The following is a 24,572-nucleotide window of genomic DNA, read 5'->3' as shown; positions in this document are numbered from 1 at the left end:
GTGCCCAGCGGGCGGGGCGTGGAAAACAGCTCCGGGCAATCGACCCGGTTATCGTGGCGGGCGCGAGCGCACGGGGAAGCGCCGTCCGCCATTTATGCTCCGGTGCAATGCGCTGCCATTCTTCGGGTGGGAATTCCTGGTCTCCCCGGATGCGTTCTCCTCTGGCTGTGGGCCGCTGTACAGGCAGGATAGGTGGACGGCTACGCAAAGTAAACAGCCTCGTCCCATATGGAGGCATTTGCTGGCGTTGGCGGGTAATCCTCCAGGAACTGCAATCGCGGACGGTGACCGATTCTCATTTATTTCTCATGAACGAATGCATTGACAGATAAAAATGATCTTGTAAACATCTGAGTTGAACATGCTTTCCGAAATTTATGGCCAAGAAAGCGAGAACGTGTACATGGGCGAGCCCGGGGCGTTGCGCGAACACGAGTGGACCCTGTTGCGTCCCGGCGGCCGGGCACGCCGGGACGCCCGCCCGGCCGGACCGCACGCCGGCCGGGCGGGGGTGTGCCCGTACCCGTACCCGTACCCGTGGCCGGGGGAGTGCGGCTGATGGATCTCCTCGTCGTACCCCCGCTCACCGACTTCACCACCGAGGTCGTGCCGCCCGCCGGAATGCTCCTGCTCGACCTCAACGAGCGGCTGGTCGAGCGCCTCGCCGACCCGGCCCGCCTGCGAGCCGCCGCCGAACGCCTCGGCGACGGGCCGCTCACCGCCCTGTCCGGGCGGGCGGCGGCGGTCGTCCTGGAGCGCAAGGCGTTCGACCACGCCCACCTGAGAGCGGTGGGCACGGCTCTGGAGCTGGCCGGCGACCCCGCCGTCCGGCTCGCCGCCGACGGCCTGGAGCTGACCGAGGGCTGCCCGCAGAGCAGCCGCGACGTGCTGCGCGCGGCCCGGCGGTGCGAGCTGTTCCACCCCGAGATCCACCTCGCCAAGGAGGCGGCCAAGCTCCGTCGCGCGCACGTGCTGGTGGACGACGGCGACCAGCTTCCCGCCGCGTTCGCCCTGGTGGACGCCCTCGGGGCGGCGCGGGTCACGCTGTGCGGGCGGTTCGTGGCCGACCACGTCGCCGCGCTGCGTCGCGTCCCCGAGCTGGCCGCGGTCCAGTGGGCGAGCTGGACGCCCGAGCGGGTGATCCGGCCCCTGTGGTACGTCGGCGGCGAGCCGGGCGAGCGCGTCCGCTGGCTGACCGGGACGCGGCCGCCACCGGAGAGCGGGCCGTGGGCGGGATGGCTGGACGCCGCGCGGGTGGCCGCGCTCCCCCGGGAGGCGCTGGCCCGATGCCGCGGCCTGACGATCACGGTGACGCGGATTGACTTCCTGGGCGCCGCGACCGGCCTGGACGGCATGACCGTCAACCTGCGCCGCCTGATGTCCGCGATCCCGCCCGGCGTACCGGTGGCGTGCGAGCTGGCGGTGGGCGCGCCCGGAGTCACGGCGGGAGTCGTGGAGGAGTCGGCAGAGCTGCTGGCGGACGGGGCAGGAGGGGTCCGGCTGGGCGGGCTGCGGCCGTACCGGATGGGAATCCGCTCGTCGTGGGCGGGCCAGAGCGTGCGCTTCCCGCCGGCCGCCGGGCACGACCTGGTCCGGTGGATGGAGTTCGACGCACCGGACACCATGCGGCCGAGCGAGGTCGCGATCCTCATCAGGCGGTTGCTGGAGCGGCTCCACGGCCTGCTGCCCGGCCGGCTCGCCGCCTGCACCGTCGCCGGGGACTCGCCCGATCGGCATGCCCTCATCGAGCCCGCAGGCGTGTTGGCCGGTTAATTCGGTTGCTCTGCGCGGGACGGGGGTGCTGTACTCACCGGCAGTGGCTCGCCCAGCGATCAAGGAGGCCCCAGATGCGGGAAGCGTTCATGTCCCCCCAGCACACTGACTCCTACCCAAAGGGCATGACGCTTCTTGAGACCGTTCGACCAGGGGATTCCACCGCATAGCACCTCCGTCCTGCGCCTGCTCCGGCCGGGACCCCGCCCCGCCGCCGCGCTCGCCGCGGCCATCGCCGCCGCCACCGCGCTCCCGCTGGCGGCGCCGCAGATCACCCGCCGGTTCGTCGACGACGCGATCGGCGGCGCGAGCATCCGCCACCTGACGCTCATCGCCATCGGCTACCTGGCGCTGGCCGTCGCCGGGCAGGCCGCCAGGATGGTCACCGCCTGGCTCGCCAGCCGGCTCGCCTGGGACGGCACCAACCGGCTGCGCGAGCGCCTCGCGGGGCACGCGCTCGGCCTCGACCTGGCCTACCACGGCAGGCACACGCCCGGGGAGATGATCGAGCGCGTGGACGGCGACGTCGTGGCCGTCGCCGATTTCGTCGTCGCGTTCCTGCTGGACGTCGTGGCCAGCGTGCTGCTCCTGGCCGGGGTGGTGGTCGTCGTGTTCGGCGTCGACTGGCGCATCGGCGGCGCGCTGCTGGCGTACTGCGTCCTCATCGGGTACGGCATGGCCCGCGCCCAACGGGCCGCCGTCCCGTCCGCGGCCCGGTCGCGAGCGGCGAGCGCGACCCTGTTCGGCACCCTCGATGAGCGGCTGGCCGGCGCCGAGGACCTCAGGGCCAACGGCGCGGGCGCGCACGCCGTCCACCGCCTTCACCAGGTCAGCGCCGCCCTGTTCCGCGCCGAGCACCGGGACGCGCGCGTCGGGACCATGCTGCTGGCGGGCACGTCGGTGGCGTTCGCCGCCGGCACGGCCATCATGCTCGGCCTCGCCGCCTGGGCGATGAGTGCGGGCACGCTCACGGTCGGCACCGCCGTGCTGCTCTTCCAGTACACGCTGATGGTGCGGGCGCCGTTCGAGCGGCTGATCGACCAGATCCGGGAATACCAGGCGGCGCTGGCCGGCCTCGCCCGCATCGGCGGCCTGCTGGCCGAGCGCCGCACCCTCCGCGAGCCCGCCCGCCCCCGCCCGCTGCCCACGACCGGGCCGCTCGGGCTGCGCCTCGACGGCGTGAGCTTCGCCTACCCCGGAGACGACGAGCAGGTCCTGTCCGGCGTCACCCTCACGCTGGCCCCCGGTGAGACGCTGGGGCTGGTCGGGCGCACGGGCAGCGGCAAGACCACCCTCGCCCGGCTGGTGCTGCGCCTCTACGATCCGGTCGAGGGCGCCGTGACGGTCGGCGGCGTCGATCTGCGCGAGGCCGATCCGGCATCCCTGCGCCGGCGGATGTGCGTGGTCACGCAGGACGTGCAGCTCTTCGCCGCCAGCGTGCGTGACAACCTGACCCTGTTCCGCCCGCCGCCCTTCCGCCCGGATGACGATCGGTTGCGGGAGATTCTCGACGGCGTCGGACTCGGCGACTGGCTGGCCGCCCTCCCATCCGGGCTCGACACCGAGCTGCGCGGCGTGTCGGCGGGGGAGGCGCAGCTGATCGCCTTCGCGCGGGCGTTCCTGGCCCACCCCGGCCTCGTCGTGCTGGACGAGGCGTCGAGCCGGCTCGACCCGGCCACCGAACGCCGCATCGAGCAGAGCATCGACCGGCTCCTCGGCGGCCGAACCGGCGTGATCATCGCACACCGGCTCTCCTCGCTGTCCCGCGTCGACAAGATCGCCGTACTCGAACACGGCAAGATCATCGAGTACGGCCGCCGCGCCGACCTCGCCGCCGACCCCGGCAGCCGGTACGGCCGCCTCCTCGACCTGGCGGGGGTGGGCCGGTGAGGCCGGTGATGCTGGTGGCCACCAGGCTGGCCACGTTCGACCTGCGCCGCTACCTGGTCGGGGCGCTGCTGTGGATGCCGGTCCACGTCATACCGCTGGCCGGCGGGCTGGTGCTGCAGCAGCTGTTCGACCAGCTCAGCGGGCATCACCCAGCCGGCCTGGAGCTGTCGTTGTGGCTGTGCGCCGCGTTCGTGGGCGTGGAGGTCGCCCGCGGGGTGATGATCATCATCGCGTGGACATACGGCGTCTACTGGTGGACCGCGGCGGCCACCCTGCTGCGCGCCAACGTGCTCCGCTCGGTGCTGACCGCGCGCGGCCCCGCCGCTGCCCGGCTGCCGCACTCCTCCGGCGAGTCCGTCGCCCGCCTGCGCGACGACGTGGCCGACGTGGTCGACTTCACCGACGAGAGCGTCACCCTGGCGGGCACGACGCTGTTCGCCACGGCCGCGTTGGCGATCATGGCGTCCATCGACCCGGTCATGACGTTGGTGCTGGTCGTGCCGATGATCGCGGTCGGCGTGCTGAGCAGGACGTTGCGGCGGCCGATCGGGCGGCTGCACCGGCGGGCCAGGGAGCTCGGCGCGGCCGTCACGGCGTACGTCGGAGAGCTTTTCGGCGGCGTGCTCGCGATCAAGACGGCCGGGGCCGAGGAGGCCGCGCTGGAGCGGCTGCGCCGGCACAACCGGCGACGCCGCGACGCCGCGGTCAAGGACCGGCTGGCGACCGACCTGCTCGACGCCGCCACGGGCACGACCATCGAGCTCAGCATTGGGCTCGTGCTGCTGCTGGCCGCGCCCGCGATGCGCGGTGGCGAGTTCACGGTCGGCGACCTGGCGCTGTTCACCAGCTACATCGGCTGGCTGACGGCGCTGCCGCGGACGATCGGGGCGGTCCTGTACCGGCTGCCCCAGGCGGCCGTCTCCACGGAACGGCTCACCCGCCTCATGGCCCCGTACGAGACCGCCGACGACCTGTCCAGGAACAACGGCGTCTGGCTCCACCACGACCCGCCCCCACCGGCCTCGACTCCCCCACCGGCCTCGACTCCGGCACCGGAGTCGGCCTCGGGAGTGGCACCGTTTCCGTCGGCGGCACGGTCGGAAGGGGTGGACCGATTGGAGGTGCTGGAGGCCCGCGGGCTGACCGTGCGGCACGACGGCGGGCGCGGCGTCCACGAGGTGGACCTGCGCCTCGAACGCGGCTCCTTCACCGTCATCACCGGCGCGGTCGGGTCCGGCAAGACCACCCTGGTACGCGCCCTGCTCGGCCTCCTGCCTCTGGACTCCGGGAGGATCTCCTGGAACGGCGTCCCGATCGATGACCCGGGGACGTTCCTCGTCCCGGGCCTGGCCGCGTACGCGGGCCAGGTCCCGCGACTGTTCTCGGAGACCCTCCGCGAGAACCTGCTCCTGGGCTGGCCGGCCACCGACGAGGAGATCGGCCGGGCACTGGAACTGGCGGCATTCGAGACGGACCGGGCCGAGCTGCCGGACGGCCTGGACACCGTCGTAGGCCCGCGCGGCGTCCGCCTGTCCGGCGGCCAGGTCCAGCGCGCCACCGCCGCCCGCGCCCTGGTCCGTACCCCGGAGCTGCTGGTCGTGGACGACCTGTCGTCCGCGCTGGACGTGGAGACCGAGCGGCTGCTGTGGGACAGGATCGCCGGCCGCGGCCCCGAGACCGTCCTGGTGGTGTCGCACCGGCAGGCGGCCCTCGAACGCGCCGACCAGATCATCGTCCTCGACTGCGGCCGCGTCGCCGGCCGCGGGCGGCTCGGCGAGCTGCTGGAGAGCTGCCCGGAGATGCGGCGGTTGTGGAGCGCGGAACTGATCGCGGAGGCCGAGGAGCACACAGGCGGCTGAGTCGGGCACCATGGATGGGATGTCGTGACACAAAGCACGACGAAGTCCCCCCTCGCAGGGCTGGCTGAGCTGGTCGAGCTAGTCAGCCGTGGAGGCGTGGCGGTCCCGACGGCCTGCACCAGGCGGCAGGGGCGCAGCGGGTGATCGAGCTGCACGGCGGCCTCGACCGCGTCGTCAGCCTGTCGTGCCGGGGGCGCCTACCCCGGGCCGAGCTGGACCTCGGAGCGCACTAGCCCGGCCAGGCTTTGGGATGCGACAGCCCGACCGGGTCCGGGGCGCGATATCCCGGACCCGCCGGGGGCAGAATAGAGCGCATGCCTCGTTCGTGCCTTTGCGGCCTGCCCGCCTCCTACCAGGACTGCTGCGGCAGACTCCATCGCGGCAAGGGGGCAGCCACCACCGCCGAGCAGCTCATGAGATCCCGATTCACCGCGTTCGGGATGGGCGACACGGCCTACCTCCTGCGCACCTGGCACCTGGCTTCCCGCCCCGCCCGGCTGGACCTCGGCAAGCGGTTGCGCTGGGTGCGCCTGGAGGTCCTGGAGAGCACCGGCGGGAGCGTCGTACACACCGAGGGCACGGTCCGCTTCCGCGCCCACTACCTCGAGCGCGGCCGGCCGGGGGAGATGGAGGAGCACAGCCGATTCGTCCGCGTCGAGGGCCGCTGGCTCTACGCGGGCGCATTGTAGGGGTGGGATCAGGAGCCGACACGAGGTAGACGACCTTCAGAACTCGGCTCACCACGGGATGCGGTCGGCCGCCACGCTGACCGTACCCGGCCGGACGTATTTGATACCAGTCAGAACGGTGCGCACGCAGGCCGGTTCAGCGGTCAGGGCCGGAGATAGAGCGCGACCACGGCGCCGGGAACGACATCCCAGCAGTACCCGCTGTAACCTTGCTGCGCCCATATGTCGGCCTCGAGCCAGCATCTGGCGCATGCGTCATCGTTGCCCCAGTAGCTGGACTGGTGCCGGTAGCCGGCGGGCGGGGCGCCGTCGGGGCAGTAGCTGAGCACCTTAGAAGGCCCCGCCTTGCCGTCCGCGGTCGCCGACGCCGCTATCTTTTTCGCGGCGTCGGATGTGGCGGCGTGCGCGATGCCGGGCGTCGTAAGGCTGAAGCCCAGTGCCGCTGACAGCAACACAAGCCGAAGGTTTTGGCTCCGTCGCATGATTCCTTCTTTCGTCCTTGGGTAACGACTTCGGCACCGACTTGTCCGGTCACTTGTCCAGAGTCGGTAGCCGCGACTCCCTGTCTAGCCCCGTTTTGTTTGTCCGACATCGGGCGCATGGGGGCGAACAACAACTTCCGAACAAACTCCGGAGTGCCTGCCCATGAGGGGTCGCATCGGAGAGTTATCGGGGCCGCACTGTCCTGTGCTCTCATCAGGCCGATCAACGAAAGATATGACCATCGACACCCTCGAGCCGGATCGATCCCGAGCTGGCCGGCCTGAACGCCCGCTTCACCGCGTGGAGTCGGGGACTCAAGCGCCTGAACCAGCTAGGGGCACGGCGATCGGTACGTCAGCCCGGTGAAGTACCGATCCCATTCCGCTGCGCTGATCGGCGGATGGGCGAGCCGGCAGAGCCGTGTGGCCAGCCGTTCGGCATCGGTCTCCCATAGCAGCGCGGTGCGGTCGTAGCTGCCGGTCGCCAAGGTGTGCCCGTCGGGGCTGAACGCAACCGAGGACACCCGGTCGGAGTGGACTTCCAAGGAGGACTGCTCCTGAGGGCGGTTGACGTCGGCGATGTTCCACAATCGAGTGGCGCCGTCGTTTCCCGCAGTGGCGAGCGTGCGGCCGTCCGGGCTGAAGGCGACCATGTTGACGTTGTCTGTGTGGCCGGTGAGGGTGACGAGTGCTTTGGGGTTTCGAGGGTCGGTGACCTTCCAGAGCCGGGCCGTGTCATCGAAGCCGGAGGTGGCTAGCGTATGCCCGTCCGGGCTGAAGGCCACGGCGTTGATGCCGTCGGTGTGTCCGGAGAGGGTTGTCAGCGGAAGGGGCCGCCGGCGATCGGTGACATCCCAAAGCCGGGCGGTGTGGTCCCAGCCTGCGGTCGCGAGCGTGTGCCCGTCCGGGCTGAAGGCGACCGCGTTCACCCCATCGGCGTCGCCGACGAAGCTCGTCAGATCACGGGGCCGACGAGGGTTGGCGATGTCCACGAGACGCACGGTGTGGTCGAGGCTCGCGGTGGCCAGGGTCCGTCCGTCCGGGCTGAAGGCCACGGCGTTGACGTTGTCGGTGTGGCCGGTGATGGTGGCTTGTACGGCTGCGTGGCTGGGGTCGGCGACATCCCATAGGCGTACGGTGCGGTCGTAGCTGGCGGTTGCCAGGATCCGTCCGTCCGGGCTGAACGCCGTACCCCAGATTTCGTCGGTGTGGCCGCTCAGGATGGAGCGGAGGCGAGGACGGTCGGGATCGGTGAGGTCCCACAGCCGCGCGGCGTGGTCCTTGCCCACGGTGGCCAGGGTATGTCCGTCGGCGCTGAACGCGATCCAGTACACGTCGGCGGTGTTGTGCACGGCCAGCGCCGGCCCCGGTAGGTCCCATAGGCGGGCGGTGTAGTCGTCGCTGGCGGTGGCCAGCGTATTCCCGTCGGGGCTGAAGGAGACGGAGACGGCGTTGCCGGTATGACCGGTGAACGTTGCCAGGAACATGGGGTGACCGGGGTCGGTGATGTCGGTCAGGCGTACGGTGTCGTCGAGGCTCGCGGTGGCAAGGAACCGCCCATCGGGGCTGAACGCCACCGACCTCACGATGTCTCGATGACCCGTGATCGTCGCTTGTGCGCTCGCGCGGTCCGGGTTTGCGACGTTCCACAGCCGCGCGGTGTGGTCGTTGCCGGCGGTGGCCAGCAGGCGCCCGTCCGGGCTGAACGCGACCCAGGCGACCTCGGCGGTGTGACCGGTCAGCATGCGCGGCGCGCCTGGGCGGTCTGGATCGGTAACGTCCCACAATGCTGCGGCGTGATCGAAGCCGGCGGTCGCCAGCGTGCGGCCGTCGGGACTGAACGTCACCGATACGACGGCCTCGGTATGGCCGGCCAGCGTTGCCCGGGGGAGGCGGTCGGCGAGGTTCCACAGGCGGGCTGTTTTGTCGTCGCCTGCGGTCGCGAGCGTGCGCCCGTCCGGGCTGAAGGCGACCGCGTTCACATTGTCGGCGTGTGGCAGCACAGCCAGTTGACGGGCGTGACGAAGATCGGTGATGTCCCACAGCCGGGCGGTGTGGTCCCAGCCTGCGGTTGCGAGGGTACGTCCGTCCGGGCTGAAGGCGGCCGCGTTCACGTTCTGGCGGTGACCGGTGAGTACGGCGAGCTGTTCCGGGCGATGCGGATTGGTGACCTTCCAGAGCCGTGCCGTGCCGTCGCGGCTGCCGGTGGCGAGGGTACGCCCGTCGGCGCTCACTGCGACAGAGTTGACGCGATCGGTGTGGCCGGTCAGCCGGGTGGCGTAGGGCGTGGCGAAGGTGCTGAGCAGGCTGCTGCGAGCCTCGACGGTGGGAGAGAGACGATAGGTGGCCAGAGCGAGCTGTGCGGACAGTGGCGGATTGGCCTCACGCAACTCGATGGCGTCCGCTGCGACCTTCTGCGATAGGGCGATGTCGCGTTGCTGCGCTGCCAGATGTCCGGCGCGAACCGCATAGATACTGGTCGTTGTGGCGATGATGAGCAGTGCGGCAAGCACCGCGACCAGCTGCCGCAGGCGGCGCGTGCGGCGGCGGGCAGCCGCCTGCTCCCTGGCCTCGGCAGCGGTGCTGGCATCGAGGAACTGCCGCTCTCGGGTAGACAGGACGAAATCGTTGGTGGCGGTCCATTCCCGTGCGGCGGCCAGGCGAGTACCCCGGAAGAGGGCCCCGTCATCGCGCCCCTCTGTCTCCCATGCCTCTGCCGCTTCGGTGATCTGACGCTGCAGGCGTAAACCTTCCCGGTCTTCGGATAACCAGCCGCGGAGCCGGGGCCAGGACCGGATCAGCGCTTCATGGGCGATTTCCACGTTGTCGCCGTTGAGAGTGACCAGCCGTGCTTTGGCCAGTTCGTCGAGCACCTCGGCGGCGTTGGGATCGGCGAGTTCATTGCGGACGATGCGGCGTTTGGTGTCTTCCGTGCCTTCGCCCAGTGCGGTGAGCCGCAGGAAGATTTGCTTGGCCAGGGCCTGTTGGCTTGTGTTCAGCGCGGTATACACCGCTTCGGACGTCTGGGCGATGGCGTGTTCCATCCCGCCGGTGGACTCGTACCCCGCCAGGGTGAGGGTGTTGCCACGACGTCGCCGCCAGGTTTCCAGTAGCGCGTGGGAGACCAGCGGAAGCACCCCTGGCTGGCCGGTGGCGTCGGCGATGAGGCGCGACACCAGCGCGGTCTCCACCCGGTAGCCCGTTTCGGCGGCCGGCTGAGTGATGGCCTGGCGTAGCTCCTCGGTCGTCATCGGTCCGACCAGGATCTGGGCCTGCTGGAGGACTTCGGTCAGATCCGGGTGGCGCGCGCAATGGGTGTAGAAATCGGTTCGCACGCCGATGACCACGCGGGTGCGGCTCTCGGGTTCCCTGGCCGCGTTCACCAGCGCGGCGATGAACTGGGCAGCTTCCGCGGGGTCTGGGCAGAGCGTGAACACCTCCTCGAACTGATCGATGATGAGGATGAAGTCGCCGGGCGAGCCTTGCTTGGCGACCACCTGGCGGATTGCCAGGCCGAGGTTGCGCGGGTCTTCGGTGAATTCCGCAAGCAGTCCACCGGAGGTGACGTCAAGATGGGCGGCGAGCTGGACGGCGCATTCCCGCAGGGGATGAGTTCCCGGGGTGAGCAGCATCGCCGGATGAGACTCAAGGAGGGGAAGCAGACCGGCACGCAGCAGGGACGACTTTCCCGAGCCAGAGGCGCCGAGTACGGCGAGAAAACGGTGCTGAGACAGGGTGGCGCTGATCTTATCCACTAAGCGTTCTCGGCCGAAGAACCGATAGGCGTCCTGCGGTCCGAAGCTGGCCAAGCCGACATACGGCGGATTTTCACCTGATGTTTCACCGGTGTCCTGCGAGCTCATTTCCGCCGCGAGGGAAGTCCACCTCGCCTGCCATTCGGCTGGATCGGCTCCGCAGGCCTGGACGTAGGCCAAAGTCACCGTCAACGTGGGCAATTTCCTGCCACCGGCAGCCTCGGACAGGGTGCCCGCGGAGTAGTGCGCACGTTTAGCGAGTTCTCGATACGAAGGGCTGCCCGCCTTTTCCCGTAACCGGCGCAGATCGGCTGCGAACCGTAACAACGCATCGTCACCGGCGTCCAGTGGTCGCTCCCGACGAGGCATCGCCACCCCCCTTTTTTTGAGCCCCGAGTCGGGTTCATTGTTCATAGGTTGTTGTTCGCTGTCCATCGTGTGACACCGAACAATCGGCCTGCCTTATACCGGACAGCGAGATGGGGAATGTCTCGTCGCAGACGTCTGCGGGACGACCGGGCGGTACGCCGGTCCCGCGTACGGGGAGATCGCGTCGTCGGTGGACGTGGGCACCGCGAGACTTCATGAAATCCGTTTCCGGACCATTGAGGAGCAGGAGAGTCATGTCTCAGCCAGACGCTTAGCCGGCACGGCCGTAGCCGCGTTAGCCACCACGGCGATGCTCGCCGTGCCACCTGCCCGGGCCACTGCCAGGCCACGGCCTCCAATGCGTCCACGAGATCGTCGCCGGGTCCGATCTGATGCCCGCCGCGCAGGCGGCGATCTTCAAGGCGACCGGGATGCTCCCCGGCGTGACGGTGTCCCACGAGAGCCCGAGAGCATCGCGGTGGGCCAGACCTGGCGGGACGTCCAGATAGAACCGCTGTTCGAGCCAGGGTCTACCGCTTCCTCGGGACAGCCACGTCGTCGACCACGACCATTCCTTCCAGCCGAAGGGCGGCAAGCCGGATTTGGAGGGGGGTGCGCGCGAACCCGGCCTTCGCCGGCAAGAAGCAGGGCACCGTCATCGGCCAATGGATGATCGTCAGTCAGCGGGTCGTCGACGCCATCCCCGCGAAGTACTTCAAGCGCGCGTCCTGACCTCGCCGTGCAGGGCGTCCAGCACGATCTGGTCCGCCGAGGTCACCTGAAACTCCAGGCGGGAGGCCAGCGACGTCATAGTGGCCCGGTCGTTCTTGAAGAAGGTGTGGACCATCAACTCGCGGTTGTTGCCGCCGCGGGATGCGCGGCGCGCTGACGGACGTTGGCCAGATCGATCGCCGCAGGCGGCACCGGCGGAGTGCGGCGGGTGTAGCAGGCCGCGTGGATGGGAACGACGTCCGGCGCCTGTTCCGGCCCGACTCCTCCTGGATTCGCCTGGCCAACTTCGTGTTCGTTTCCATCCCTGCCGGTACGCCGTGCTGTGGAGCGCCATCGTCCACACCTCTTCCGGCGCCGCCCTCACCCGGCATGGTGCTCAGCGAGACCGGTCTGGCGACGATGAGCGAGGAGGGCCGCCGGGCTGGCCGAGAACCGCAGCACCCGTCTGGGCATGCCGTCCGACCTGGCCGCGGCGGCCGCTTTCCTGCTGTCCGACGACGCCGAGTGGATCAACGACCAGACCTGGTCCATCGACGGCGGCGGCGCGCTGTGCGACTAGTCGTTGATCTTCACCCAGAACTCGTCCAGCACGTGCAGGATGCGGTCTTCGAAGAAGAATCGCTGCTGCAGGCGCCCGCCGGCCGAGCCGTTCTGGGTCTTCGGCACCCACTTCACAGAGAAGTCATACGTGGGATGGGCCGCGCCCTCTTCTGCCACATGGAAGGGGTACTCGTCGCATTCGTACCCCTCTTGCTGCGGCGTCTTCGGAGGTAGCCCGGTCTGCTCGTTGTAGGGGCCCTTGCGTTCGCACGCCCAATTCTTGTATTGCTCGTTGTCCTTGGCGATGTCTCCGTCGCCGGGGACACGGTGCAGGCCCGGAGGAAGGTCTTCGGGAAGCTCAGGATCCCCGTTGAACCACTTGCCCGGGATGTTCTTCGGGTGGCTCTCCTTCGGCCAGGTGATGGCGGGAGTGTCGAGGGCCTGCCTGATGTGGAGGGCCACCTCACTGACCCGATCGTCGCTGATGTCGTACTGCAGGTGCGGGATCACGTTCGTCAGGACGCACGCCTTGTCGTAGATCCTGGCCCACCGGTTGAAATACGTCGCCGAGTCGCACCGGAAGGGCCTGTCCCAGGTCCGCTTGCCCCCCATCGGGTAATCGAGCGAGGTGCCGTCGAACGTGAGGCGCCAGGTGTGAAATATGATCTTGTCCCGCGGGGCGTCGCTCGCCTGTTCGTTGGAGGTGACGTCCCACGAGACCCATGCTCCGGACGTGTTCCACTCATTCCAGGTCTTCCGGACGGTGGGGCCGGCCACCGAGCAGTAGAACGACGTCTGCCCGCATTCGGCGTTGAGCGCCAGATTCAGGTCCCCCGGATTGTCCGCCGCGGACCAGTCGGGGAACCGGAGCGAACCGGTGATCGGGCGGAAGAACACGCGGATCGCGCGCCGCGTGTTGGTGCCGGCGACCACCATCTGGTAGCGGATCTGGTTGGTCCCCTTGTAGGTGCGCTCGCCGGTCTGCGAGTTGACCTTCTCGTAGGCGACGTCGAAGCCGAGCTCCTGACACCAGAACATGCGGTTGTAGGTCCAGCCGAGCCGGCTCTTCGCCGCGGGGACGGTGAGGCACTTGCGTAAGTCGTCCTCCGACGGCGCCATGGGTAAGTCCGCGCTGAGCGACCTGGTGGACGGCGCGTCCAACGACACCTTGGAGGTGTCGTAGTAGGAATGCGCGCCACGCCGCGCCGCCTCCAGAAGGTTGCGTTCCATGGCCTCCTCCGGCGGTAACGGTTCACCCTGCGGCGTCTCCCGGGAGTCCGCCGGATCGTTGGAGTAGAAACGGCTTTCAGGGTCCGGCTGAACGGCCTGCCCGCTAGTGGCGGGCGCGGCGGCGACCAAGGCGAGCACGGCCACACCGATCATGGAAAGTCGTCGAAAACGCATGAGGCCGCTCACCAGGCTCTCGTGGAGGTCTTCGGGAGGCTGTCCTCCCACGGGCACCAATCGAGGTTGGGAATGGGGCCGTAGTTCACCCCGCCGGACACGTGAGTCGCGGGGAAGGCTCCCCAGCCGTTGTTCGCCCAGCCCTCGTCCCCTTGGGTGTAGAGCCAGATGTCGTTCTTCCACGACTGGACGGGCGGGTTCTCCGGGCCGTGCGCCTGGCACACGAACCAGTTGTCGCCGGCGTACATCTTGCCGATGGGCTGCCAGCCGTTGCCGACGTAGTTGTAGACGTCACCAGTGATGTAGTTGTGGCAGTACCTGGTCGGCCACCTCTGGCCCTGCGGATCGACCACGGTCGGCCCGGTTCCCCAGCAGCCGTCGGGGACGGCCGCCGCCCGAGCGGGCGTGGCCATCATGAGGCCGAAGGTCGCCAGCACCCCCGCTGTCAGGAGTCTGCCGGCGACCCTCACTTTCACGGACATCGTTCTCCTTCGGCTCGCGCGATGTATCACGCAACCGTGTCTACCGAAACCGGGTTGTTCGGGATCAGAGCCCGAAGGAAGACAAACAACGAGCGGACAACAGGTCAGGGGCAAGGAGGCCGGTAGCCCTCGCCCGAACCACCCCACCGAGCACCCCCCGACCGCTACCAGGCCCAGACACCCTCCTGGCCTTCCTCGATCAACTCCGAGACCACAGCAAAACACCGCACGCAGGTCATGTTTCTCCAGCTCAAGCCCCGTCATCGGCATTGCGGCGTACTCGTCGCAAGGCACCTAATGCCGACCTCTGAATGAGGTGCCCTTCTTTTCCTGGCCGGTCTCGTCCAGCGCTCCCACGGTCAGGCTGCCCGGCCGGGCGGCGATGTCCAGGCAGGCGACGGCGAAGCGGCGCACGATGCTCATCGCGCCCGGCGGTGTCCCAGCTGGCGCGGTTCAGCAGGCGCTGAGTGGCGTCGGGGCTGTGGTCGCCTGCCCACTCGGCGATCGTCCAGCCGCGTTTGGGCAGGTGGCGTGCCGAACTCCGCGGGGGAGAGCAGAGGCACTCAGGACCCCTCGGCGAAGCGGGGGAGCGCCTTAGGGATCTCCACGAACGTCTCGCCGGGCAGGACGTTGCGCAGTTGGGCGAGCGCCTCGGGGTCGGCCACCTGATCGCCCTGGACGACGATGGTGTCTCGGTCGGTCTCGCCATCATGCACCGATAGAGGATCTTCCCTCGAGTAGAAAGATCCTCAACCAGGGTTACGCGGGCGGAAGTTCGCCACGCGGGCGCCGGCGCGGGGTCGCGCGGCGCGGCGGCGAGGGCGTATACATGCGCTCAGCGTCGACTCGGATCGGTTGGCCGCCGGCCTCCGGCGGGCAGTCGGCGGGTGGCAGACCACGCGGCCGAGCATGTAGTCGTAGACCGGGACACACTGGCCTTGGTGGTGCCGATGCCCTGGGGGCGCTGGCGCACGAAGTACTCCGTCATCTGCCGGGCGCCGAGCCGCTCGTCGGCGGCCGCGTACGGGATGACGTTCTCGTGGCCGATGACGGCGCCGCAGGAGACGGCGGGCGGGCCGGAGACGAGTGCGTCGACCAGCGGGTCGCCCGCGTGCGTCGAGACCAGCAGCACGCCGTCGGCGTGGCCGCCGCGCACGTAGCGGACCACCCGCTCGCGGTCGCCCTCGTCGCCGGCCAGCATCATCACCAGCGACATGTCCCGCTCGGCGAGCATCCTGATGGCGACCCGGATGAGCGTGCTGTAGTTGGGGTCCTCGAACAGCTTCTCGTGCGGCTCCGACAGCACCATCGCGACCGAGCCGGTCCGCTGCGTGACCAGGCTGCGGGCGGCGCGGTTGACGACGTACCAGGTCATCGTCCTCGACCGCGGCCGGGTCACCGGCCGCGGGCGGCTGGACGAGCTGCTGGCGACCTGCCCGGAGATGCGCCGCCTGTGGCGCGCGGAGCGGATCGCGGAAGCGGAGGAACAGGCCGGCGATTGAATCGGGCACTATGGGTGTCGTGACACAAAGCACCACGGAGGCTCCGCTCGCCGGGACCGCCGCGCTGGCGGACCTGGTCGGCAGGGGAGGCGTGGCGGTACTGAGCGGGGCCGGCCTGTCCACGGAGTCGGGCATCCCCGACTATCGCGGGCCGACCGGCCGGTCCAGGCGCGCCGAGCCGATGACGTACCAGCGGTTCGTCGGCAGCGCGGAGGCCCGGCGCCGCTACTGGGCCCGCAGCCACGTCGGCTGGCGCCAGATCGGCCAGGCGAGACCCAACGCGGGCCACCGCGCCGTCGCCGCGCTGGAACGGCACGGCCTCGTCACCGGCATCGTCACCCAGAACGTCGACGGCCTGCACCAGGCGGCGGGGGCGCGGCGGGTGATCGAGCTGCACGGCGGTCTCGACCGGGTCGTCTGCCTGTCGTGCCGGGAACGCACCTCCCGGGCCGAGCTGGACCGCCGCCTGCGGGAGGCCAACCCGGACTGGGCCGCCACCGGCCTGATCAACCCCGACGGCGATGCCGTGCTCACCGACGAGCAGGTGGCGGGCTTCCGGGTGGTGGACTGCACGGCGTGCGGTGGGCTGCTCAAGCCGGACGTGGTGTTCTTCGGCGAGAACGTGCCACGTCCACGCGTCGACGAGTGCTTCGCGATCGTGGCAGGAGCGCACGCATTGCTGGTGCTCGGATCATCGCTGATGGTCAAATCGGGCCTGCGGTTCGTCGCCAAAGCAGCCGCCCTCGGGATCCCGATCGCCATCGTCAACCAGGGCCCGACCGGCGGCGACGCCGACGCCACCCTCACCCTGGACGCCCCTCTCGGCGCCACACTGACCGACGTCACCGCCCGCCTCGAGGCTCGATAGCACGCCGGCCGGTCTCGTTGCCTGGCTCTGGACATGATGGACGCCCGGCTCCCGGCAGAATGGAGCGCATGCCTCCTCGATCGTGCCTCTGCGGCCTGCCCGCCTCCTACCAGGACTGCTGCGGCAAGCTCCACCGCGGCGTGGCGGCGGCCGCCACCGCCGAGCAGCTCATGCGGTCCCGGTACAGCGCGTTCGCGGTGGGCGACGCGGCCTACCTGCTCCGAACCTGGCACCCGTCCTCCCGCCCGTCCCAGCTCGATCTCGACAAGCGGCTGCGCTGGGTGCGGCTGGAGATCTTGGAGACCACCGGCGGCAGCGTCGTACACACCGAGGGCACGGTCCGCTTCCGCGCCCACTACCTCGACCGCGGGAGACCTGGGGAGATGGAGGAGCACAGCCGGTTCGTCCGCGTCGAGGGCCGCTGGGTCTACGCGGGCGCGGTGTAGATCCATGGGGCGCGCCGCCCGTGGGCTGAGGGTGCGGACGAGCGGCACACTCTTTTCTTGGTCGTCAGGAGAGTGTCCACTCGCCTTTTTGATCAGCGAACCCGCTGTTCAATCCGAATTGGAACTTGGCAGGCTTCGCCGTCTCTGGCACCTCGAACACGATCACACCCTTGCGGGAGTCTCCGTTGTTGATCGTCGCCATCCCGCCGAACGGCTGGCCTTCCCGCACCTCGTAGAAAGTTGACCGATACTGCTGGCCCTCGCCGTCGATCAGCAACGCCCCGTTTGTCGGAGCGTCGCTGTAGACCGCCTGTCCCACGTTCGAGAGAGTCACCTGCACGGCGACGAACTTGTTGCCTGTCTTCGGCTTCATGAAGTCCTGAGCCGGCGTGGCAGGGTTCACCAGCTTGTTCACCGTCACGGTCATCTGCAGGCCGGGATCCGTTCCCTCCAGGGTCAGTGAGCCCCCGACCGTCGCCGTAGAGGGCTGCTCCTTCGCCTCCTCCACCGGCGGGGCGGTCGACTCCGCTGCCGGAGCGCTTGAGGCCGGGCCGCCCGACGGGAGGACCATGTTCGGCGAGTCGGCCTCGGTCACCAGCGCCTCGCGGCTGGTGACGGTGCCGGACAGCACCAGCACCACGGCGGCGCATCCTCCCAATAGCAGCAGCGGTACGCCGACCGCGAGCAGCACGATCAGACCGATGTTGCGCCGCGGCGGGGGCGGCGGGCTGGTGGGCGGCTGATAACCATAGCCGGGATGCGCCGGTTGAGGCCCGCTGTAACCGTAGGGCTGTTGCGGTTGCTGCTGGCCGTATGGCCCTTGCGGCTGGGGCGGGTAACCCATGGCGCGGCTCCAGGTAGAGGACAGGGCGTAGTGGGACGTTCCAAGCATGCGCCCGGTTGACGTAGATCGCCTGTCCACATCCGGACAGGTCACGGCGCTCGCGTACTAACACGAAGGAGCGCTGTGGCGGGCAACGCGACTCGTCTTCGTCGGGGACTCGATCACCGCGGCGGGCCTCGGGCTACTCGCCCTCATCGGAAAGGCTGGAAACGGAAGCCAGCGAGGCCGGGCGGCGTGGAGCCTCTCCAAGGACGGTCAGCGCCAGACCTCCGCCCGTTCGCGCTTCGCTACCAAGCGGCGACAAGGGCGGTCTATAGGGCGACGGGCTTCATGCCGTGCAGCTCGACCACGTGGGCGACCGCCAGCGCGGCGCCGTGGTGGCGGGGGGCATCCCACGCGACGAAGGCGTTGTGCTTGGTCAAGATAGGCAGATATGCGATGATGCCCGGCTCGTAGAGGTCCGCCAGGACGCCCGTGCTCGTGGCGCCGGCCACGGTGTAGACGGCGAAGTCCTCGCGGAGCATCGGGCACTCCTCCAGCGCTTTCGGGATGCAACTCCAGCACGTCGGCGGCGCATTTGTCCGCCCGCCGTCAGGGGCTATCCGCTCGAAGACCGTGCTCGTCAACGCCCACGGGATCCGTCTCATCTCGGGGTCGGCCGCCGGGCTGCCGCACACCTGGCACAGCAGCTTGTTCATGCACAACCACTGCCGCCGCGTGTTCAGCTTCCGCATCCGCTCTGGGCCGCGATGGTTCGGCCGATCATGCAGGTCTCGGACCGGGCGCGGAGGATGCCGGGCACCCAATCACTACAGCGGGGCTTGCCGTAGGTCAGGCGGTATTCGTGGTAGCACTTCACTTCGGGCCACTATTCATAGCGTTTCCGGTAGGAGGAGCAGCGCGCTGGTGTGGCCCGGCCGGACCACTGTGAAGTGACGGCGATCAAGTGTGGCCACCTCTGAAACCCTGAGCCGTTCGGCAATCGCGATCACAGATGCGTCGACGGCACCCAGTGGAAGGCTTGCGTACATCTCGACCAAGGTGCTCATGCGATCCAGATCCAACTCGGTGAGATCCACAAGCGTCAGTCCCGACCCGAAGCTCCGCAAGAACGCCGCCTCCGCTTTACTGCCCTGTCGCCTCTCGACCAACTGGCAGACCTCGGTGACGACAGTGGCGGGGACCAGAAGCGGACCAGGATGAGTCCGCAGAAGGCGCACGCACGCGTCGTGGTGCTTGTCTCGGCTGTTGAGCGCCGCAACCAATGGGCCTGAGTCAAGGACGATCACACGGAGTGATTGTCCTCCGACTGCAAGATCTCCTCCGCACGTTCCGCAAAATCCGGCTCAGCTGCCAGCATGCCGATGAATGGCAGCTCACGAACAGCCGGCGGCTCGTCCAGCTGATCTTTAACAAGGCGCAGTAGAGGCGCGACCTTCTCCTCGGGGAGCCGGTCCACCAAGTGATGAAGTTCCTCGCGCATCACGCTCATGGTATTCAGTGTATAGACAAGGGCCGGGACAGCCTTGTCCCCATCTCGGGGAACTCGGACGTCTGGGCCGAACTCACGCCTCCCCGGACGTCAGGCCGACCGGGCAGGTGACACTCGTCCCACCGATCCCGCAGTACCCATTGGGAACTTTGTGATACTGCTGGCTAGCGGTTCGCCTCCCGCAATAGTTCCGGAGACTCCCGCTCGGCTCTCAAGCAGTCTCAGACAGGGACCACCTGCACTGCTTTCCCGCACAGTTTGCTCATGTAGTCCTCGTCAGACGTCAGAACGATGGCGGGGCGCACCGAGCGCAGCGCGGTGGCCGCGACCACAGCGTCGATGGCGTACTTGTGACCGTGCAGGCGGGCATCTCGAAGAAGCTCGATCGCTCGCGACGAGATGTCCTCGGTCACCGGCTCGATCTTCAGCCGGGACAGGTACCACCCGAGACGATCGCTTTTGACGCGGACGTCATGTGCCTCGATCGGTGTCATGGCGCTGACCACAACCCGAAAGTCGTTGTCCTGCGCCTCCCGTACGAACGCTGTCACCCGCTGGTCGGCCTCGCACCACTTCACGAGCCCCTCACAGTCGAGAACGACGGTGCCCGCGCTCAATCGGCTTCGGGCGCGCGCCATCCGTCCTCCTCCTGGAATTCGGGCGCAGACTTGACGCGGCGGAACAGGTCCGCCGCCTCATCACGCAAAGGCTGCGGGATCGGCCCGGAAGCGGCCTCGTTCGCCTGCAGGGCCTCCTCCAAGAGATCCCGCTCGATCTGGCGCTCCACAGCGGCATCAACGTAGGCGGAAAACCCACGGGCACCGACTCGCTCTCGGACAGCGCGAATGTTGCCCGTTCTCAGAGACACACTGACCTTGGCGGCTGGGCCGTCTCCCGGGGCGAAGTCTCGCTCTGGCATGCTCATAGGCTCAGTTTACTACTCGAAGTAGCAAAAAGCCGGTCCTCGCTCTACGCAAGGACCGACCGCTACCCATGCCTACGCGTCGCCGGACGTCAGACCTGCCGGGCAGGAGACCCCGATATCGCCGGTGCCGCAGTACCCATTGGGCACTTTGTACAGATGTTGTTGGTGGTAACACTTCGGCTCGTGCATCAATAGTCGGCTACTCGGTGTCCTTGGGGTGTCGAGGCGATGCATAGATCACCCAGACAGTACGGGTGGCGTCATCGATGGCATAGCGCACACGCCCGCCGCTGGTGACCTCGAATTCCCACTGCTCCAGGTCCTTGCCGTTGTGACGATGAGTCGCGAGATCGCCGCGTAGGCGATGCTGACGGTCGTGGCTGGAGCGTGAACGGGGATCAACCCGCAGCACCTCGAAGCATCGGCGCGTATTGGCCAGGGCATGACGGCACAGTTCTTCCCAGCCCCTGACCGCGTCGCTGGTACCGAACCGGACATCCCACTCGTCATCCGGCGGTGGCACCGTAACCCGATCTCCACGCTTCGGACTCATGCCGTAACCTGCACCGGCCCGAAGTCTCCGCTCGTGGGCTTGCGAGCCTCGGCGTACTGCGCGGGGTCGGCCTTGATTCTGGCAGTCGCCCGCCAGCCCGCGATGACCTCCTGGGTGGTGGCATCGACATCCAACTCGGCCGCATCGGAGAGCGCTTCAACCAGTTCCAGAGTGAAGGCACGCAGTTCGTCCGAGGACAGGTGGCGAACCCAAGGGAAGACCTCCGGCATGGCAATGACCAGCGCACGCGCGGTGGGATCATGCTTGATCAAGGCAAGAAACAACCGAGACGCGGTGGCCAACGTCCGTTCGCGCTCCTCTTCACGGTCCGCCGCGGTCAGGTAGAAGTCTGGAGCGTCCCGATGTGTGACACGCACGCGTCCCAGGCGTGCCGCGCGTTCGGCGACCGCTCGGGGATTTCTCGACAAGTCAGAAAAAGTCACTGCGTCGGCATGGCTGGTGCTCACGCCATGAGTGTATGTCAGAACACGTTCTGATGTGAGCGACTCGACCGGGCTATAGGCCAGATCTGGCGCTGCACTGCGGCAGCGAACATGAGTGCTCTCGCCGTACGGTGTGGTGATCTCCGCAGCAGTCCGCTGTCAGCGATGCTGCCGACTTGTGCTGGCCTCTTGGGCGCTCGTCAGGCTGGGCGTTGTAGCCGCTGACGGATGCGTTGGATGCGCGCCGCCCCCCGGGTCTCACTTTCGATGCCCAGGCGTATTCGGCGTTCAAGGCGTTTCTGGATGATCTCCCCAAGGGGAGCGTCGCGCCACTTCTTCCAAGACTTCAGACGCCTGACCAGAAGCCGTTCCTCGGCAGTCTCCTCAGCAACCTGGTCAACAGCGCCTGCAGCTGCTTCGAGCACCTGGTGGGTGCGTCTCCTGTTGGCACGATGCGGCGCCCTCTTGCTCCGGGGGATGTTCTTCCTGGAGCTCTTGTCGTTCTCACCGTAATCGTTGCGGCGATCCTTGGCGTAGCTCAGCCGCTTCTTCTCCTGCGGACTCCTACGCTTCATGAGTTCGCCTTCCACGAAGATGCATACTTGCCACCAAAGTAGCCAGTTTGGGGGCCGTGGGGCGAGCGAGATTCAAGTCCGCTCCATCCGTCGACCTTCGTGGGCTCCGAGGTGGGTCGCTCGCTTGCGGGCCCACCAGGCGCACAGGCGGAGATCGTCTCCAAGGCTAGGCGGCCAGCCTGGACGGGCTCCGTAGCGCGGTCGTTGCCCCTCGCCACTTGCACAAGGAGCAACGACCTGCAGCAGGTTCGTGCGGCGGCCGAAGGCAGGGACGGACGGCCTGGTTGATTGGCCAGATCGGACTCCACTCGCTTCTCGTATAGACGCAGCTCGTCGCGGATCGAAACAAATTCAGCGTCCGCCAACTCAAGAAGACCTGCTAGGCGCGAGAATCTCCGACGAGTGGTGCTTGGCACCCCAAGTCGACTTTTATAGCCGAGGTCGTGCTCTATTTCCGCCCACGCATGTTGGAGTATCGAGCGTATTTGAATCTCAAAACCGTTATTCGCGAATCGTTTATATTCCGCCAATTCTGCTCGACGAGTATCTAGCGAGGCCACATAGTGTAGGGATAGATATCCAAATCTGTCGGGGTCTAGCGCTTTACGCTTGTCGATAGCGCGTGGGCGGTGCTGGCCGCGACCGGCCGGAGAGCCGCAGCGCGGCCAGCAGACCGCCCGGACGCGCGGCGGGCCGCCGAGGCGGCTCGCCCTTGAACCTGTAGTGAAGGTTGTCGCCGAAAACGGCTCTGGCCCATGATCGACGCCGAACGAGCCGAGCGATCAAGGGCCAGGATTTAGCTATCTCCGCAGGTCTACGCCTCGCCGGACGTCAGACCGACCGGACAAGCGACGCCCGTCCCTCCAATCCCGCAGTAGCCGTTTTTGTTGCGATGGAGATACTGCTGGTGGTTGTGCCACTCGAAGTAGATCGGATCGTCGACCAGCTCGTTGGCGTAGGCGATCGTGTACGGGACGGTCGTGTAGCCGCTCATGGTCGCGCCTCAATCCCGTCGGTGCGGGGTCTCCATGCCGAGCCGCCACACCACCCACCCAGGGTGGTTGATCATCACCAGATAACACATCGCGTCCGCGTTGAGCTGATCGTCGTAGTAGGCGCGCGTATCGTCTTCTTTCATCGCCGCCCCCTCAGCGGAGCGCGGTAGCGCTGGCGTTCCTCGTCGTAGATGCTCATGTACCTGTCGAGAGTCATCACGTTCGCCGAGAATCGGGTCTCGCCGGTGTGCCTGTGGTCGGCCCACCACAGGCCGTCCGCACGCCGGATTTCCCAGTCAGGGCGCGTCCGCCGGAACCGTGCACGCATCCATTCGACGTTTTCCGGCCGGTCCCAGTAGTCCGTGGCCGGGGTGCTCATGGCGGGTTGTCTCCCAACCCCGGAGCGGGCACCTCGCGGGAGGCGCCCACCCACACCCGCCGCAGCCGTTTGAATGATGCGGCGGCACGACCCGGAGCGAGAGAGGTATCGTGCCGCCGCTGCCGCGCTGACCCTGAGTGCGGCGGCACGACGGCAGACGACTGGGAAGCGTCATCGCCGCCGTGCTGGTCTTGGGAGGGCTGGACGTGCTCGCTCATGAGCTGTGCCGCCAGGCGTAGGCGAGGTGCGATCGGCGCCTCGACGAGATCCAACTGCTCGAAGCCGTGCGGCTGCACGCGGTGGTGCGGCCGAATCTGAAGGTAACTCGGGATGCGGTGGTTCAGGCTGTGGTGCAGGTGCGCGCGGTTGCTACGGAGAGGGGAGATCTTCCTACTCAGAGCGAAGATCCTCCACCGTCGGGACGCTCGCCGGTCGGGGACTCCGGCCGCGGCCCGGCGCTGACGGCGCCGCTCCCGCAGCGACACGACGCCGAGACGCTGCCGCTGCGCTGGGTACGACTGGAGATTCTGGAGAGCACCGGCGGCAGCGTCGTGCACCAAGGGGACGGTACGATTCCGAGCCCACTACCTTGATCGCGGAGGTGGACTCGAGACGCTGGCCATCCGTGCCAGTTGGAGCGGCCAGTTGCCGGGTATTCGCCCCGGCAGCCGCGACCAGCTGGCCCGCCGTAACCACCCGCCCCTCCACGATCGGATGTCAGGCCGACTCCCGCACCACCAGCTCCGTCGGCAGTATCACCGGATCGACGTGTTTCGCCCCGTCGAGTAGTGCCAGCAGCAGCCGGATCGTCTCCTGTGCCATCTTCGCCAGCGGCTGCCGGATCGTCGTCAGCGGCGGGTGCGTCGAGAGGGCCACCGACGAGTCGTCGAACCCGCCCACCGCCACGTCCTCCGGCACGCTGCGCCCCGCCGCGCGCAGCGCCGCCAGCGCGCCGGCCGCCATCAGGTCCGAGGCCACGAACACCGCGTCGATGTCCGGAGAACGCTCCAGCAGTTCCTTCATCGCCCGCTCGCCGCTGGCCTGTGTCCAGTCCCCGTGCGCGATGAGTTTCGTGGTCGCCTTGCGGCCGAGCACCTCGGCGAAGCCCTCCAGTCGCTGGATGCCGCCGGGTGTGTCCATCGGCCCGGTGATCATGGCGATCCGCTTGCGACCCTGGCCGACGAAGTATTCCGTCATCTGCCGGGCGCCGAGCCGCTCGTCGGCGGCCGCGTACGGGATGACGTTCTCGTGGCCGATGACGGCGCCGCAGGAGACGGCGGGCGGGCCGGAGACGAGTGCGTCGACCAGCGGGTCGCCCGCGTGCGTCGAGACCAGCAGCACGCCGTCGGCGTGGCCGCCCCGCACGTAGCGGACCACCCGATCGCGGTCGCCCTCGTCGCCGGCCAGCATCATCACCAGCGACATGTCCCGCTCGGCGAGCATCCTGATGGCGACCCGGATGAGCGTGCTGTAGTTGGGGTCCTCGAACAGCTTCTCGTGCGGCTCCGACAGCACCATCGCGACCGAGCCGGTCCGCTGCGTGACCAGGCTGCGGGCGGCGCGGTTGACGACGTA

29 protein-coding genes and 2 pseudogenes are annotated in these 24,572 nt (G+C 68.2%); 8 read left to right on the top strand and 23 right to left on the bottom strand.

The genetic code is table 11. The annotated features are described in order from the left end of the window. Positions 1-403: 403 nt before the first annotated feature. The 5 genes from EJK15_RS34335 to EJK15_RS34310 all read left to right on the top strand — a co-directional run bounded on the left by EJK15_RS34335 (position 404) and on the right by EJK15_RS34310 (position 6,211). Positions 404-559: a hypothetical protein gene (locus EJK15_RS34335; protein WP_171074693.1), complete on the top strand. Its 156-nt coding sequence runs from the start codon at positions 404-406 to the stop codon at positions 557-559. Then, on the top strand, positions 559-1,773 hold the full coding sequence (locus EJK15_RS34330) for a hypothetical protein (RefSeq protein WP_138714639.1): 1,215 nt from the start codon (positions 559-561) through the stop codon (positions 1,771-1,773). The genes EJK15_RS34335 and EJK15_RS34330 overlap by 1 nt, the downstream gene beginning before the upstream one ends. Before the next feature lie 135 nt (positions 1,774-1,908). Then, complete coding sequence (locus EJK15_RS34325) at positions 1,909-3,663, top strand: ABC transporter ATP-binding protein (protein WP_206061259.1); 1,755 nt, start codon at positions 1,909-1,911, stop codon at positions 3,661-3,663. Beyond that, a complete protein-coding gene (locus EJK15_RS34320) occupies positions 3,660-5,522 on the top strand; it encodes an ABC transporter ATP-binding protein (RefSeq protein ID WP_206061258.1) in 1,863 nt (620 codons plus the stop codon). The genes EJK15_RS34325 and EJK15_RS34320 overlap by 4 nt, the downstream gene beginning before the upstream one ends. 314 nt (positions 5,523-5,836) lie before the next feature. Next, positions 5,837-6,211, top strand: a complete 375-nt coding sequence (locus EJK15_RS34310; protein ID WP_138714638.1) for a YchJ family protein — start codon at positions 5,837-5,839, stop codon at positions 6,209-6,211. 143 nt (positions 6,212-6,354) lie between these two features. Here the strand turns inward: EJK15_RS34310 and EJK15_RS34305 are convergent, their stop codons facing one another. From EJK15_RS34305 to EJK15_RS34280, 9 genes and pseudogenes are all read right to left on the bottom strand, one after another. After that, entirely contained in the window at positions 6,355-6,666 is a 312-nt protein-coding gene (locus tag EJK15_RS34305; protein ID WP_138714637.1) for a hypothetical protein, read from the bottom strand. Between the two features lie 359 nt (positions 6,667-7,025). Next, positions 7,026-10,556: a WD40 repeat domain-containing protein gene (locus EJK15_RS34300; protein WP_240777393.1), complete on the bottom strand. Its 3,531-nt coding sequence runs from the start codon at positions 10,554-10,556 to the stop codon at positions 7,026-7,028. Positions 10,557-10,601: 45 nt separating this feature from the next. Further along, a pseudogene (locus tag EJK15_RS77785) lies at positions 10,602-10,817 on the bottom strand (helix-turn-helix domain-containing protein); the annotation flags it as partial. A 715-nt stretch (positions 10,818-11,532) separates the two neighbouring features. Then, a complete protein-coding gene (locus EJK15_RS76525; RefSeq protein ID WP_276615453.1) occupies positions 11,533-11,664 on the bottom strand; it encodes a hypothetical protein in 132 nt (43 codons plus the stop codon). Between the two features lie 440 nt (positions 11,665-12,104). Next, positions 12,105-13,472, bottom strand: a complete 1,368-nt coding sequence (locus EJK15_RS34290; RefSeq protein WP_171074692.1) for a NucA/NucB deoxyribonuclease domain-containing protein — start codon at positions 13,470-13,472, stop codon at positions 12,105-12,107. 29 nt (positions 13,473-13,501) lie between these two features. Continuing rightward, on the bottom strand, positions 13,502-13,975 hold the full coding sequence (locus EJK15_RS34285; protein ID WP_138714634.1) for a hypothetical protein: 474 nt from the start codon (positions 13,973-13,975) through the stop codon (positions 13,502-13,504). Between the two features lie 303 nt (positions 13,976-14,278). Further along, a pseudogene (locus tag EJK15_RS77780) lies at positions 14,279-14,501 on the bottom strand (IS701 family transposase); the annotation flags it as partial. 37 nt (positions 14,502-14,538) lie between these two features. Further along, the gene (locus tag EJK15_RS71075) at positions 14,539-14,691 is read right to left on the bottom strand and encodes a hypothetical protein (RefSeq protein ID WP_171074691.1); all 153 of its coding nucleotides are present in this window, start codon (positions 14,689-14,691) and stop codon (positions 14,539-14,541) included. A 119-nt stretch (positions 14,692-14,810) separates the two neighbouring features. Further along, positions 14,811-15,350 (bottom strand): LacI family DNA-binding transcriptional regulator, encoded by a 540-nt coding sequence (locus EJK15_RS34280; RefSeq protein WP_206061256.1) that lies wholly within the window; start codon positions 15,348-15,350, stop codon positions 14,811-14,813. On the opposite strand from EJK15_RS34280, the gene EJK15_RS34275 reads away from it, so the two are divergent. The 3 genes from EJK15_RS34275 (at position 15,331) to EJK15_RS34265 (ending at position 16,791) form a co-directional block, all read left to right on the top strand. Next, positions 15,331-15,477 (top strand): ABC transporter ATP-binding protein/permease, encoded by a 147-nt coding sequence (locus tag EJK15_RS34275; protein ID WP_138714633.1) that lies wholly within the window; start codon positions 15,331-15,333, stop codon positions 15,475-15,477. The two genes, EJK15_RS34280 and EJK15_RS34275, sit on opposite strands and share 20 nt — an antisense overlap. A 19-nt stretch (positions 15,478-15,496) precedes the next feature. Continuing rightward, positions 15,497-16,345 (top strand): NAD-dependent protein deacetylase, encoded by an 849-nt coding sequence (locus tag EJK15_RS34270; RefSeq protein ID WP_240777392.1) that lies wholly within the window; start codon positions 15,497-15,499, stop codon positions 16,343-16,345. A 68-nt stretch (positions 16,346-16,413) separates the two neighbouring features. Next, positions 16,414-16,791 (top strand): YchJ family protein, encoded by a 378-nt coding sequence (locus EJK15_RS34265; RefSeq protein WP_138714631.1) that lies wholly within the window; start codon positions 16,414-16,416, stop codon positions 16,789-16,791. A gap of 64 nt (positions 16,792-16,855) precedes the next feature. Here EJK15_RS34265 and EJK15_RS34260 read toward each other — a convergent pair whose 3' ends face one another. From EJK15_RS34260 to EJK15_RS34195, 14 genes are all read right to left on the bottom strand, one after another. Continuing rightward, on the bottom strand, positions 16,856-17,635 hold the full coding sequence (locus tag EJK15_RS34260) for a DUF4352 domain-containing protein (protein ID WP_138714630.1): 780 nt from the start codon (positions 17,633-17,635) through the stop codon (positions 16,856-16,858). A 311-nt stretch (positions 17,636-17,946) separates the two neighbouring features. After that, complete coding sequence (locus EJK15_RS34255; protein WP_138714629.1) at positions 17,947-18,333, bottom strand: hypothetical protein; 387 nt, start codon at positions 18,331-18,333, stop codon at positions 17,947-17,949. A gap of 174 nt (positions 18,334-18,507) precedes the next feature. Beyond that, positions 18,508-18,924 carry a type II toxin-antitoxin system VapC family toxin gene (locus tag EJK15_RS34250; protein ID WP_138714628.1) on the bottom strand — a complete coding sequence of 139 codons (417 nt, stop codon included), beginning with the start codon at positions 18,922-18,924 and terminating at the stop codon, positions 18,508-18,510. Next, a complete protein-coding gene (locus EJK15_RS34245; protein WP_138714627.1) occupies positions 18,921-19,127 on the bottom strand; it encodes a hypothetical protein in 207 nt (68 codons plus the stop codon). Before EJK15_RS34245 ends, EJK15_RS34250 begins: the two co-directional genes overlap by 4 nt. Before the next feature lie 221 nt (positions 19,128-19,348). After that, positions 19,349-19,765: a PIN domain-containing protein gene (locus EJK15_RS34235; RefSeq protein ID WP_138714626.1), complete on the bottom strand. Its 417-nt coding sequence runs from the start codon at positions 19,763-19,765 to the stop codon at positions 19,349-19,351. Further along, positions 19,741-19,914: a hypothetical protein gene (locus EJK15_RS71070; protein WP_171074690.1), complete on the bottom strand. Its 174-nt coding sequence runs from the start codon at positions 19,912-19,914 to the stop codon at positions 19,741-19,743. The genes EJK15_RS34235 and EJK15_RS71070 overlap by 25 nt, the downstream gene beginning before the upstream one ends. Before the next feature lie 337 nt (positions 19,915-20,251). Then, entirely contained in the window at positions 20,252-20,605 is a 354-nt protein-coding gene (locus EJK15_RS34225; protein WP_138714625.1) for a hypothetical protein, read from the bottom strand. Further along, the gene (locus EJK15_RS34220; RefSeq protein WP_138714624.1) at positions 20,602-21,072 is read right to left on the bottom strand and encodes a hypothetical protein; all 471 of its coding nucleotides are present in this window, start codon (positions 21,070-21,072) and stop codon (positions 20,602-20,604) included. The genes EJK15_RS34225 and EJK15_RS34220 overlap by 4 nt, the downstream gene beginning before the upstream one ends. A gap of 176 nt (positions 21,073-21,248) precedes the next feature. After that, entirely contained in the window at positions 21,249-21,638 is a 390-nt protein-coding gene (locus EJK15_RS34215; protein ID WP_138714623.1) for a hypothetical protein, read from the bottom strand. Further along, a complete protein-coding gene (locus EJK15_RS77775) occupies positions 21,620-22,240 on the bottom strand; it encodes a GTP pyrophosphokinase (protein WP_138714659.1) in 621 nt (206 codons plus the stop codon). Before EJK15_RS77775 ends, EJK15_RS34215 begins: the two co-directional genes overlap by 19 nt. Before the next feature lie 197 nt (positions 22,241-22,437). Beyond that, positions 22,438-22,617, bottom strand: coding sequence for a hypothetical protein (locus EJK15_RS77770; RefSeq protein ID WP_420847116.1), 180 nt, complete (start codon positions 22,615-22,617; stop codon positions 22,438-22,440). Between the two features lie 9 nt (positions 22,618-22,626). Next, a complete protein-coding gene (locus tag EJK15_RS76515) occupies positions 22,627-22,761 on the bottom strand; it encodes a hypothetical protein (protein WP_276615452.1) in 135 nt (44 codons plus the stop codon). Beyond that, complete coding sequence (locus EJK15_RS34200) at positions 22,758-22,997, bottom strand: hypothetical protein (RefSeq protein ID WP_138714622.1); 240 nt, start codon at positions 22,995-22,997, stop codon at positions 22,758-22,760. The genes EJK15_RS76515 and EJK15_RS34200 overlap by 4 nt, the downstream gene beginning before the upstream one ends. 717 nt (positions 22,998-23,714) lie before the next feature. After that, the coding region (locus tag EJK15_RS34195) for a LacI family DNA-binding transcriptional regulator (protein ID WP_138714621.1) at positions 23,715-24,572 on the bottom strand (858 nt) is incomplete at its 5' end.

Source organism: Nonomuraea basaltis (assembly GCF_005893125.1).
In the GTDB taxonomy this organism is placed as follows: Bacteria; Actinomycetota; Actinomycetes; order Streptosporangiales; family Streptosporangiaceae; genus Nonomuraea; species Nonomuraea basaltis.
Note: the sequence above shows the minus strand (reverse complement) of the source record. Positions and strands in the feature narration are given on the sequence as shown.

Excerpts from the sequence above, each read along its gene's own strand:
- EJK15_RS34335 (WP_171074693.1), top strand. The coding sequence starts at position 404 with ATGGGCGAGCCCGGGGCGTTGCGCGAACACGAGTGGACCCTGTTGCGT.
- EJK15_RS34330 (WP_138714639.1), top strand. The coding sequence starts at position 559 with ATGGATCTCCTCGTCGTACCCCCGCTCACCGACTTCACCACCGAGGTC.
- EJK15_RS34310 (WP_138714638.1), top strand. The coding sequence starts at position 5,837 with ATGCCTCGTTCGTGCCTTTGCGGCCTGCCCGCCTCCTACCAGGACTGC.
- EJK15_RS34300 (WP_240777393.1), bottom strand. The coding sequence starts at position 10,556 with ATGAGCTCGCAGGACACCGGTGAAACATCAGGTGAAAATCCGCCGTAT.
- EJK15_RS76525 (WP_276615453.1), bottom strand. The coding sequence starts at position 11,664 with ATGGTCCACACCTTCTTCAAGAACGACCGGGCCACTATGACGTCGCTG.
- EJK15_RS34290 (WP_171074692.1), bottom strand. The coding sequence starts at position 13,472 with ATGATCGGTGTGGCCGTGCTCGCCTTGGTCGCCGCCGCGCCCGCCACT.
- EJK15_RS34285 (WP_138714634.1), bottom strand. The coding sequence starts at position 13,975 with ATGTCCGTGAAAGTGAGGGTCGCCGGCAGACTCCTGACAGCGGGGGTG.
- EJK15_RS34280 (WP_206061256.1), bottom strand. The coding sequence starts at position 15,350 with ATGACCTGGTACGTCGTCAACCGCGCCGCCCGCAGCCTGGTCACGCAG.
- EJK15_RS34265 (WP_138714631.1), top strand. The coding sequence starts at position 16,414 with ATGCCTCCTCGATCGTGCCTCTGCGGCCTGCCCGCCTCCTACCAGGAC.
- EJK15_RS34260 (WP_138714630.1), bottom strand. The coding sequence starts at position 17,635 with ATGGGTTACCCGCCCCAGCCGCAAGGGCCATACGGCCAGCAGCAACCG.
- EJK15_RS34255 (WP_138714629.1), bottom strand. The coding sequence starts at position 18,333 with ATGAACAAGCTGCTGTGCCAGGTGTGCGGCAGCCCGGCGGCCGACCCC.
- EJK15_RS34245 (WP_138714627.1), bottom strand. The coding sequence starts at position 19,127 with ATGAGCGTGATGCGCGAGGAACTTCATCACTTGGTGGACCGGCTCCCC.
- EJK15_RS34235 (WP_138714626.1), bottom strand. The coding sequence starts at position 19,765 with ATGGCGCGCGCCCGAAGCCGATTGAGCGCGGGCACCGTCGTTCTCGAC.
- EJK15_RS34225 (WP_138714625.1), bottom strand. The coding sequence starts at position 20,605 with ATGAGTCCGAAGCGTGGAGATCGGGTTACGGTGCCACCGCCGGATGAC.
- EJK15_RS77770 (WP_420847116.1), bottom strand. The coding sequence starts at position 22,617 with ATGAGCGGCTACACGACCGTCCCGTACACGATCGCCTACGCCAACGAG.
- EJK15_RS76515 (WP_276615452.1), bottom strand. The coding sequence starts at position 22,761 with ATGAAAGAAGACGATACGCGCGCCTACTACGACGATCAGCTCAACGCG.
- EJK15_RS34200 (WP_138714622.1), bottom strand. The coding sequence starts at position 22,997 with ATGAGCACCCCGGCCACGGACTACTGGGACCGGCCGGAAAACGTCGAA.